Raw genomic sequence first — 10465 nt, forward strand, 5'->3', positions numbered from 1 at the left:
GACCTGAGTTTGTTGCGGACACAACAATTTCGCCACCCAGTGCCCGGGAGGCGCCCGTGTTCGTCCAGCAGCTTGAGCCCGTGGCCGGATCGCTCGGTCTGTCCGCACTCGTCGCGACCCTGCCCCTAGTCACCGTGCTCGTCCTGCTCGGCGCCGTCCGCATGAAGGCCCACCTCGCGGGCCTCATCGGGCTCGCCGCGGCCGCCCTCGTCGCCTGCCTCGCCTACGGGATGCCGGTCGGCCAGACCGTGTCGAGCGCCGCACAGGGCGCGCTGTTCGGGCTGTTCCCCATCATGTGGATCGTCGTGAACGCCCTGTGGGTGTACCGGATGACCGTCCGCACCCGGCACTTCGACATCCTGCGCCGTTCCTTCGGGCGGCTGTCCGACGACCCGCGCATCCAGGCCCTCGTCATCGCGTTCTGCTTCGGCGCGCTCCTCGAGGCGCTCGCCGGGTTCGGGGCGCCCGTCGCGATCTGCTCCGTGATGCTCGTCGCGCTCGGCTTCGACCCGGTCAAGGCGGCCGTCGTCGCCCTCGTCGCCAACACCGCGCCCGTGGCCTTCGGTGCGATGGGCACGCCCGTCGTCACCCTCGCCCAGGTCACCGGGCTCCCGCTCGACTCCGTCGCCTCCGTGGTGGGCCGTCAGACCCCGCTGCTCGCCCTCGTGGTGCCGCTGGTCCTCGTCTGGCTCGTGGACGGGCGGCGCGGCCTGCGCGAGACCTGGATACCCGCCCTCGCCTGCGGAGTCGCCTTCGCCGCCGCCCAGTTCGCCGCCTCGAACTACGTCTCCGCACAGCTCGCCGACATCGGGGCCGCACTGGTCGGCGCGGGCGCCCTGGTCGCCGTGCCGCACGCGCGCAGGCCCGCCGCCGAACCCGTACGCGCCGCCGTCCTGACCGGCGTACGCAGCGAGGAACTCGACCAGGACGACCCGCGGCCCGAAATCCTGCGCGCCTACGCCCCCTACGCGCTCATCGTCGTCATCTTCTCGATCGCGCAGATACCCGCGGTCAAGGACTGGATCGCCAAGGCGACGCGCGTCTTCGACTGGCCCTTCCTGAACGTCGCCAACCCCGAGGGCAAGCCCGTCGGCGGCAACCTCTTCACCCTGCCGCTCGTCTCCACCGGCGGCACCCTGGTCCTCCTCGCCGGCGCGATCACGGCCGCCGTCATCGGCGTCCACGCGCGCGTGGCCGTACGCGAGTGGCTGGCGACCGTGTACGAGCTGCGCTTCGCGATCCTCACCGTGACCAGCGTCCTGGCCCTCGCCTACGTCATGAACCTCTCCGGGCAGGCCGCCACCATCGGGCACTTCGTCGCCGCGGCCGGCGCGGGCCTCGCGTTCCTGTCGCCCGTACTCGGCTGGTTCGGCGTCGCCGTCTCCGGCTCCGACACCTCCGCCAACGCCCTCTTCGGCGCACTCCAGGTCACCGCCGCCCAGCAGTCCGGACTGTCACCCGAACTGCTCGCCGCCGCGAACAGCTCCGGCGGCGTCCTCGGCAAGATGATCTCCCCGCAGAACCTCACCATCGCCTGCGCCGCCGTCGGGCTCGCGGGCAAGGAGGGGGATCTGCTGCGCAAGGTGCTGCCGTGGAGCGCGGGACTCCTGCTGGTGATGTGCCTGATCGTGATGGCGCAGAGCTCAGCGGTCCTCGGCTGGATGCTGCCCTGACAGCTGACTGTCAGTCCGTACGGGTAGTTTGTGCTGTCCGAAGCGGACTTCAGGAGAGTTGGGTGACCGTGGCTGCTGATCTGTCGCAGATCGTCAAGGCGTACGACGTACGCGGAGTGGTCCCGGACCAGTGGGACGAGCGCCTCGCCGAGCTGTTCGGCGCCGCCTTCGTGCGCGTGACGGACGCGGCGGCGATCGTCGTCGGACACGACATGAGGCCCTCGTCACCCGGCCTCTCCCGGGCCTTCGCGCGGGGCGCGGCCGCCCTCGGCGCCGACGTGACAGAGATCGGCCTGTGCTCCACCGACCAGCTGTACTACGCGTCGGGCGCGCTCGACCTGCCCGGCGCGATGTTCACGGCCTCGCACAACCCGGCCCAGTACAACGGCATCAAGATGTGCCGCGCCGGCGCCGCCCCCGTCGGACAGGACACGGGCCTCGCCGACATCCGCGAACTGGCGGAGAAGTGGCTGGAGACGGGCGCCCCCGAACCGGCCGTGAAGGCGGGCACACTCACCCGGCGCGACACCCTCGACGACTACGCGGCCTATCTGCGCTCCCTCGTCGACCTCACGGAGATCCGCCCCCTGAAGGTCGTCGTCGACGCGGGCAACGGCATGGGCGGGCACACCGTCCCGACCGTCTTCGCGGGCCTGCCGCTCGACCTCGTCCCGATGTACTTCGAGCTCGACGGCACGTTCCCCAACCACGAGGCCAACCCGCTCGACCCGGCGAACCTCGTGGACCTGCAAAGGCGCGTCCGCGAGGAGCGCGCCGACCTCGGCCTCGCCTTCGACGGCGACGCGGACCGCTGCTTCGTCGTCGACGAGCACGGCGACCCCGTCTCCCCGTCCGCCGTCACCGCCCTCGTCGCCTCCCGCGAACTGGCGAGAAACGGCGGCGCGGGCACGATCATCCACAACCTGATCACCTCCTGGTCCGTCCCCGAAGTCGTGAAGGAGCACGGCGGCACACCGGTACGCACACGCGTGGGCCACTCGTTCATCAAGCAGGAGATGGCCACCTCCGGAGCGATCTTCGGCGGCGAGCACTCGGCGCACTACTACTTCCGCGACTTCTGGAACGCGGACACGGGCATGCTCGCCGGGCTCCACGTCCTCGCCGCCCTCGGCAGCCAGAGCGGCGCCCTGTCCGCCCTGGTCGCCGAGTACGACCGCTACACCGGCTCCGGCGAGATCAACTCCACGGTCGCCGACCAGCGCGCCCGCCTCGCCGCGATCAAGACCGAGTACGCCGGCCGGGACGGCATCACGCACGACGAGCTCGACGGCCTGACGATCACCTCCGCGGACTGGTGGTTCAACGTCCGCCCGTCCAACACGGAGCCCCTCCTGCGACTGAACGCGGAGGCCAGGGACGAAGCCACCATGACCAAGATCCGCGACGAGGTCCTGGCGATCATCAGAGCCTGACCACGGCCACACCCGCCGGGACTCCCGTCCGAGCAGCCGTGCCCCCGTCCCCGGCGGTACGCTGACCAGGCCGCACGCACACACATTCATACCGCCGAAGGGACACCTCATGCCGCTCGAAGCCGGCCTCCTGGAGATCCTCGCCTGCCCGGCCTGCCACGCCCCCCTCAAGGAGGCGGACGCCGAGCTGCTCTGCACCGGATCGGACTGCGGCCTCGCCTACCCGATCCGCGACGGCATCCCCGTGCTCCTCGTTGACGAGGCCCGCCGCCCCGCATAGGTCCCACCCAGGCCCCACAGGGGCCGTCCCGGAGGCTGACACCATGCTCGACGAATCGCTGCTCGACGCCCCCGAGGCCCTCGCCAGGGTCGACCGCCGCGGACTCCTGCGCGGCGCCGCCGAGGCCGGCGCCCGCGTCCGCACCGCGGTCCGGCACGCCGCGGAGGCCGGGATCACCGAGCTCAAACCGGACGGCCGCCCGCGCGCCGTCCTCTTCGCGGGACCGGGACTGGCCGCCGGCTGCGTCGCCGACCTGCTCAACAGGCTCGCCGGCGCCTCCTGCCCCGTAGCCCGCCTGCGCCCCACCGGAGTCGCCCCCGCCGCGGGCGCCCTGCGCTGGGAGCTGCCCGGCTGGGCGGGCCCCGTGGACCTCCTCCTCGTCGCGACCACCGACGGCACCGAGCCGGGACTCGCCCTCCTCGTCGAGCAGGCCTACCGGCGCGGCTGCACCATCGTCGCCGTCAGCCCCGCGGGCGCCCCCCTGAGCGAAGCCGTCTCCGGGGCACACGGCCTCTTCGTACCGATGGCGACCGCCCCGTACGAGGACGACGAACCCGCCGCGGCCTCCGCGCCCGGCGCCCTGTGGGCCCTGCTCACCCCGCTGCTCTCCCTCCTGGACCGCACCGGTCTGCTCTCCGCGCCGGCCGAGACCCTGGAGAAGGTCGCCGACCGCCTCGACCAGACCGCCGAACGCTGCGGCCCGGCGATTGCGACCTACGGCAACCCCGCCAAGACACTCGCCGCCGAGCTCGCCGACGCCCTGCCCCTGATCTGGACCGAAGGGCACGCCGCGGGCCCGGCAGGCCGCCGCTTCGCCGCCGCGCTCGCCGAACTCGCCGGCCGCCCGGCCCTCGCCTCCGACCTGCCCGAGGCGCTCCCCGCGCACGGCCGCCTTCTCCTCGGCGACCTCGCGGGCGGCGCCGACCCCGACGACTTCTTCCGCGACCGGGTCGACGAGGCACAGCCGATGCGCGTCCGCGTCGTCCTCCTGCGCGACCGCCCCGGCGGCCTCACCGCCGCGCCCGCCGCCCGCGAGCTGGCCCTCGGCCACGACACCCCGATCAGCGAGCTCGAACCCGAAGAGGGCGGCGAGCTGGAAACACTCGCCGAACTGATCGCCGTCACGGATTTCGCCGCCGTTTACCTCGCGCTCGCCTCGGGCGCATGACGTGGACCAGGCCGGTCCGAACCACCGGCCGGCCCCTGACCCGCGTACGGAGAAGAACACCTGATGGACCGCCTCACCAACACCGTCCGCCCCTACGCCTGGGGCTCGACCTCCGCCATCCCGCACCTGATCGGTGCCGAGCCGACGGGCGAGCCGCAGGCCGAGATGTGGATGGGCGCCCACCCGGGAGCCCCCTCGCGGACCGGGCGAGGCCCGCTCAACGAGGTGATCGACCAGGCCCCCGAGCGTGAGCTCGGCCCGCAGGCCGTCGCGAAGTTCGGCCCCCGCCTCCCCTTCCTCCTCAAAATCCTCGCCGCGGGTGCCCCGCTCTCCCTCCAGGTCCACCCCGACCTCGCCCAGGCCAAGGAGGGTTACGAGGCCGAGGAGCGCGCCGGCGTCCCCATAGACGCCCCGCACCGCAACTACAAGGACGCCAACCACAAGCCCGAACTGATCTGCGCCCTCACGCCGTTCGAGGGCCTGTGCGGATTCCGCGCCCCCGAAGAGGCCGCACGCCTCATCGAGGGCCTCGGCGTCGACTCCCTCAAGCCCTACGCCGACCTGCTGCGCGCCCACCCCGAAGAGGCCGCGCTGCGCGAGGTCCTGACGGCCGTACTGAGCGCGGACCCCGCGGAGATGGCCGCCACGGTCGCCGAGGCCGAGGCCGCCGCCGAACGCCTCGGCGGCGACTACGTGCCCTACGCCGGACTTGCCCACCACTACCCCGGCGACCCGGGCGTGATCGCGGCCATGCTGCTCAACCACGTCCGTCTCAACCCCGGGGAGGCACTGTTCCTCGGCGCCGGAGTCCCGCACGCCTACATCGACGGCCTCGGCGTAGAGATCATGGCCAACTCGGACAACGTCCTGCGCTGCGGCCTCACCCCCAAGCACGTCGACGTTCCCGAACTCCTGCGCATCGTCCGCTTCGAGGCCACCGACCCGGGCATCCTGCGCCCCGAGGCGTCCCCCGACGGCGAAGAGGTCTACGAGACCCCCATCGACGAATTCCGCCTCTCCCGCTACACCCTGCCCGAGGGCGCCGTCGCGCACGACGTGACCGCCGAGACCCCGCAGATCCTGCTCTGCACCGCGGGCACCGTCCGCGCCGGCGAACTCGACCTCACCGCAGGGCAGTCGGCATTCGTCCCCGCCGGCGAAAAGACCGAAGTGTCCGGAGCCGGCACCCTGTTCCGGGCAACCGTGGTGGCCTGACGCGCCTCAGCTGTCCCGGGCTGCAACAATGACCCACCGCAAAGGGTGGGCAAAGCCCGGGACGGCGTACGCGGACAGATCCGTACGAGCTGTGGCCCGGGACCGCGTACGAAGGGACATCGGGAACACATGAGCGCTTCAGGCGGCACAAAAGCGATCGTGGCGGCACTCGCCGCCAACCTCGCGATCGCGGTAGCGAAATTCGTGGCGTTCCTCTTCAGCGGCTCGTCCTCGATGCTCGCCGAGAGCGTCCACTCGCTCGCCGACTCCGGCAACCAGGGCCTCCTGCTGCTCGGCGGCAAGAAGGCCCAGCGCGAGGCGACCCCGCAACACCCCTTCGGCTACGGCCGCGAGCGCTACATCTACGCCTTCCTCGTCTCCATCGTCCTCTTCTCGGTCGGCGGCATGTTCGCCGTCTACGAGGGCTACGAGAAGATCAAGCACCCGCACGCGCTCGAGAACTGGTACTGGCCGATCGGCGTCCTCGTCTTCGCGATCATCGCCGAGAGCTTCTCGTTCCGCACCGCCATCAAGGAGTCCAACGAGCTGCGCGGCAAGCTCAGCTGGTCCCAGTTCATCCGCCGCGCCAAGGCACCCGAGCTGCCCGTCGTCCTCCTCGAGGACTTCGGCGCGCTGATCGGTCTCGTCCTCGCGCTCGCCGGCACCGGCCTCGCCCTCGCCACCGACGACGGCCTCTGGGACGGCATCGGCACCCTGTGCATCGGCATCCTGCTCATCGCCATCGCGATCGTGCTGGCCGCCGAGACCAAGTCGCTGCTCCTGGGCGAGGCCGCGGGCATCGACGACGTCAAGAAGATCGAGACCGCGCTCGTCGACGGCGACACCGTCACCCGCGTCATCCACATGCGTACGCTCCACCTCGGCCCCGAGGAGCTCCTCGTCGCCGCCAAGATCGCAGTCCAGCACGACGACACGGCCACCGAGGTCGCCAACGCCATCAACGCAGCGGAGGCCCGCATCCGCGAGGCCGTCCCGATCGCCCGCGTGATCTACCTCGAACCGGACATCTACCGCGAGACGGCTGCCTCGGCCGGCACCAACCCGGCCAAGACCCCGGCCGGCCCGGCCTCGGACAGCCCGACCCCCGACAGCTCGGGACCGGACGCCAACTGACCCTCCCGCTCGCGCCGGACCCGGAGGCGGGCTGGGTCCGGCTGGGCCGATCGGTGTAGATTCGTCTCTGAGCCAGACGTCGCTGCTGATGGCGGTCGGGCGGCCCGCGCGACGGGCCGGCCGAGGGAGAGAGGGCCTCCGACGGACTGCGCTGCGAGCGCCGGGCACTCGTATGTCCATCGCCGCAGGCAAGCCATGCCCACCTCGACCCACCACCACGAGGAGCAATCTCCCTATGACGACTGTCGACAAGCGACAGGACCAGGACTTCAAGGTCGCCGATCTCTCCCTGGCCGCCTTCGGCCGCAAGGAGATCACCCTCGCCGAGCACGAGATGCCCGGCCTGATGTCCATCCGCAAGGAGTACGCCGCCACGCAGCCGCTCGCCGGCGCCCGCGTGACCGGCTCCCTGCACATGACGGTCCAGACCGCCGTCCTCATCGAGACCCTCGTCGCCCTCGGCGCCGACGTCCGCTGGGCCTCGTGCAACATCTTCTCCACCCAGGACCACGCCGCCGCGGCCATCGCCGTCGGCCCGAACGGCACCCCGGAAAACCCCCAGGGCGTCCCGGTCTTCGCCTGGAAGGGCGAGACCTTGGAGGAGTACTGGTGGTGCACGGAGCAGGCCCTGACCTGGCCGAACACCCCCACCGGCGGCCCGAACATGATTCTGGACGACGGCGGTGACGCCACCCTCCTCGTCCACAACGGCGTTCAGTACGAGAAGGACGGCAAGGTCCCCTCGGCCGACACCGCCGAGTCGGACGAGCACCGCGTCATCCTGGAGCTCCTCAACCGCACCATCACCGAGGGCTCGCAGAAGTGGACCCAGCTCGCCTCGGAGATCCGCGGTGTGACGGAGGAGACCACGACCGGTGTCCACCGTCTCTACGAGATGTACCGCGACGGCACCCTGCTGTTCCCGGCGATCAATGTGAACGACGCCGTGACGAAGTCGAAGTTCGACAACAAGTACGGCTGCCGTCACTCGCTCATCGACGGCATCAACCGTGCCACCGATGTCCTGATCGGCGGCAAGACCGCCGTCGTGTGCGGCTACGGCGACGTGGGCAAGGGGTGTGCCGAGTCGCTGCGTGGCCAGGGTGCGCGGGTGATCATCACTGAGATCGACCCGATCTGCGCGCTGCAGGCGGCGATGGACGGTTACCAGGTGGCGACGCTCGACGAGGTCGTCGACAAGGCGGACATCTTCGTCACCACGACCGGTAACAAGGACATCATCATGGCCTCGGACATGGCCAGGATGAAGCACCAGGCGATCGTGGGCAACATCGGCCACTTCGACAACGAGATCGACATGGCCGGTCTCGCGCAGATCCCGGGCATCGTCAAGGACGAGGTCAAGCCGCAGGTCCACACCTGGAAGTTCCCCGATGGCAAGGTCCTCATCGTCCTGTCCGAGGGCCGTCTGCTGAACCTGGGCAACGCGACGGGCCACCCGTCGTTCGTGATGTCCAACTCGTTCGCGGACCAGACGCTGGCGCAGATCGAGCTTTTCACCAAGCCCGACGAGTACCCGACCGACGTCTACGTGCTTCCCAAGCACCTCGACGAGAAGGTCGCCCGCCTGCACCTCGACGCCCTCGGCGTGAAGCTGACGACGCTGCGCCCCGAGCAGGCCTCGTACATCGGCGTAGAGGTCGACGGCCCGTACAAGCCGGACCACTACCGCTACTGATCCCGAGCGGACCCCGGTGCTACGCAGGCCCCTCGCACTCCGGTGCGGGGGGCCTGCCCCGTACCGGCCCGGCATCCCGCACCACCCGACGTCCGCACGACTCCGAAGGACCTCGAGAGCCCCTCATGCCCCGCGGCCGCTATTCGCTCCACGACACCCACGACCACACCCCCCTCGGCGAAGAACACTTCCACTGCGCCCCCGGTCCCTCCGGCTGGCGCTACGTCTCCCAGACCGTCACCCCCTCCGGCGACCACTCCGGCTCCGTCGACCTGGCCATCGACGAACTCGGCCGCCCCATCCGCCTCGAACTCAACGCGGCGAGCTGGCAGGTACGAGGAGCAGCCATCGACGGCGTCACCTGGGTACGCACCGACCCCACCGGCACCCACGCCACCGAGGGAAACGCCCCCGCCCACGCCTTCACCGGCACCTCGCCGGCCTTCCTCGTCGCCACCGCACGCCTGCTTCGCCTCACCCCCGCTTCCCCCGCGACCCGCGTCCGACTGGTCCGCTTCACCGACCCGGTCCTGGCCCCCCTCACCCTCGACCAGTCCTGGGCCCTGCTGAAAACAGAAACACACGCCACTGACACCGGCCCCCTGAACGTCGACGAATACCAGGTCACAGACCTGGACACCGGGGAACAGCAGGCCGTCCACCTCGCCGGCGACGTGGTGCTCGCCGCCCCCGGCATCGAACTCGAACACCTCGAATCCCCGCCGTCGACCTTCGCCTGAGAAGCGGCGGCCCCGCGTCAGGCAGGCGGCACGAATCCGGTGCCCGGCCCCTCGTCCTCGCGAGGACCCGCAGCCGTGACATCGGGAGCGGGCGGCGCAGCAGCCGCGACAGCAGGACCCACGTGCGGCCCAACAGGCGTCGCAGCACCCGGATACACCGGCCTCGGCCCGCCCACCGGAGCCACACCCCCCGCCCCGCCGCCGAACGCCCGCCGCGCATCCCGCGACTGCCGCTCATGCACCACCGCGGCCAGATACGCCGCAGGCGGCACATCCCCCGGCGCCGGAGCCCCCGTACAAGCCGCCAGATCACCGGCAAGCCGCTCAGCCATCGAATGGCCCACCTGCGGATCCAGCTGCCCCATCCGCGTCAGATACGACCGGACCGCCAGCCACAGCCCGTCCGGCACCCCCGACAGATCGAGCCCGGAGAACCGTCCCACCAGCCACGGAGGCGGCGGAGGCACGAACCGCGCCGGCCCCGCCGGCACCCGCTCCCGCACGACGAGCGTCCCCGCGAACACGTCCCCGAGCCGCCGCCCCCGCTCGGACACCAGCGACGCAATGCACGCGACCACCCCGAACGTCATGAGGATCTCCACCACCCCGACTGCCCCGCGCACCAGCGCATGTCGGAACCGGATCGGCCCCCCGTCGTCCCGCACCACACGAAGCCCGCACGCCATCTTGCCCAGCGAACGCCCATGGCTCAGCGTCTCCACCGCAATCGGCACCCCGACAAGCACCAGCAAAAACGTCGCCACCGCCACCGCGGCGGCCGCCGCCTGGTCCAGGGAGGAGGTCGAGGCCACGATCCCCATCGTCACCAGGATGTACACGGTGAACGCCACGACAAGATCGATGACCACTGCCAAAGCCCGACTGGGCAGTTTCGCGGGGCGCAGCTCAAGAGCCACCGCCTCGCCCGTCACAAGCTCACTCACGCCGGCCGTCCTTCCCTGCCCTGCCCTCGGAACCGCCAGTCTGCCAAGCTGAGGGCACATCGCGCCGCAGAGGTAGCCGCAGAAACAGCAGCCGAGGAGCAGCCGACCCGATGGACCTCGACGTCTTCGTGTCCGCCCACCGAGCCGAGTGGGACCGACTGGACGCGTTGCTGCGCCGC

General features: G+C 71.1%; 10 protein-coding genes (1 of these 10 cut by a window edge). 9 read left to right on the forward strand and 1 reads right to left on the reverse strand.

Annotated elements, in window-relative coordinates:
* The first annotated feature begins 56 nt into the window (after positions 1 to 56).
* From OG574_RS27930 to OG574_RS27965, 8 genes are all read left to right on the forward strand, one after another.
* Positions 57 to 1673, forward strand: coding sequence for an L-lactate permease (locus tag OG574_RS27930; RefSeq protein ID WP_326775440.1), 1617 nt, complete (start codon positions 57 to 59; stop codon positions 1671 to 1673).
* Between the two features lie 68 nt (positions 1674 to 1741).
* On the forward strand, positions 1742 to 3106 hold the full coding sequence (locus OG574_RS27935) for a phosphomannomutase/phosphoglucomutase (RefSeq protein WP_326778647.1): 1365 nt from the start codon (positions 1742 to 1744) through the stop codon (positions 3104 to 3106).
* A 109-nt stretch (positions 3107 to 3215) separates the two neighbouring features.
* Positions 3216 to 3386, forward strand: a complete 171-nt coding sequence (locus tag OG574_RS27940; protein ID WP_100597970.1) for a Trm112 family protein — start codon at positions 3216 to 3218, stop codon at positions 3384 to 3386.
* Positions 3387 to 3429: 43 nt separating this feature from the next.
* Positions 3430 to 4554 (forward strand): SIS domain-containing protein, encoded by a 1125-nt coding sequence (locus OG574_RS27945; protein WP_326775441.1) that lies wholly within the window; start codon positions 3430 to 3432, stop codon positions 4552 to 4554.
* A gap of 63 nt (positions 4555 to 4617) precedes the next feature.
* The gene (gene manA, locus OG574_RS27950) at positions 4618 to 5769 is read left to right on the forward strand and encodes a mannose-6-phosphate isomerase, class I (protein ID WP_326775442.1); all 1152 of its coding nucleotides are present in this window, start codon (positions 4618 to 4620) and stop codon (positions 5767 to 5769) included.
* A gap of 129 nt (positions 5770 to 5898) precedes the next feature.
* The gene (locus OG574_RS27955; protein WP_326775443.1) at positions 5899 to 6903 is read left to right on the forward strand and encodes a cation diffusion facilitator family transporter; all 1005 of its coding nucleotides are present in this window, start codon (positions 5899 to 5901) and stop codon (positions 6901 to 6903) included.
* 235 nt (positions 6904 to 7138) lie between these two features.
* Positions 7139 to 8602 carry an adenosylhomocysteinase gene (gene ahcY / locus OG574_RS27960; protein ID WP_326775444.1) on the forward strand — a complete coding sequence of 488 codons (1464 nt, stop codon included), beginning with the start codon at positions 7139 to 7141 and terminating at the stop codon, positions 8600 to 8602.
* Positions 8603 to 8727: 125 nt separating this feature from the next.
* Positions 8728 to 9342 carry a hypothetical protein gene (locus OG574_RS27965; RefSeq protein WP_326775445.1) on the forward strand — a complete coding sequence of 205 codons (615 nt, stop codon included), beginning with the start codon at positions 8728 to 8730 and terminating at the stop codon, positions 9340 to 9342.
* Between the two features lie 17 nt (positions 9343 to 9359).
* Here the strand turns inward: OG574_RS27965 and OG574_RS27970 are convergent, their stop codons facing one another.
* Positions 9360 to 10286: an RDD family protein gene (locus tag OG574_RS27970; RefSeq protein ID WP_326775446.1), complete on the reverse strand. Its 927-nt coding sequence runs from the start codon at positions 10284 to 10286 to the stop codon at positions 9360 to 9362.
* A 110-nt stretch (positions 10287 to 10396) separates the two neighbouring features.
* Between OG574_RS27970 and OG574_RS27975 the strand changes: the two genes are divergently transcribed.
* Positions 10397 to 10465, forward strand: the beginning of a protein-coding gene (locus tag OG574_RS27975; RefSeq protein WP_326775447.1) for a stage II sporulation protein M. 939 nt of this gene lie beyond the right edge of the window; 69 of the gene's 1008 nt are visible here — the first part of the coding sequence; its start codon is at positions 10397 to 10399; its stop codon lies beyond the right edge, outside the window.

This window comes from Streptomyces sp. NBC_01445, from assembly GCF_035918235.1.
In the GTDB taxonomy this organism is placed as follows: domain Bacteria; phylum Actinomycetota; class Actinomycetes; order Streptomycetales; family Streptomycetaceae; genus Streptomyces.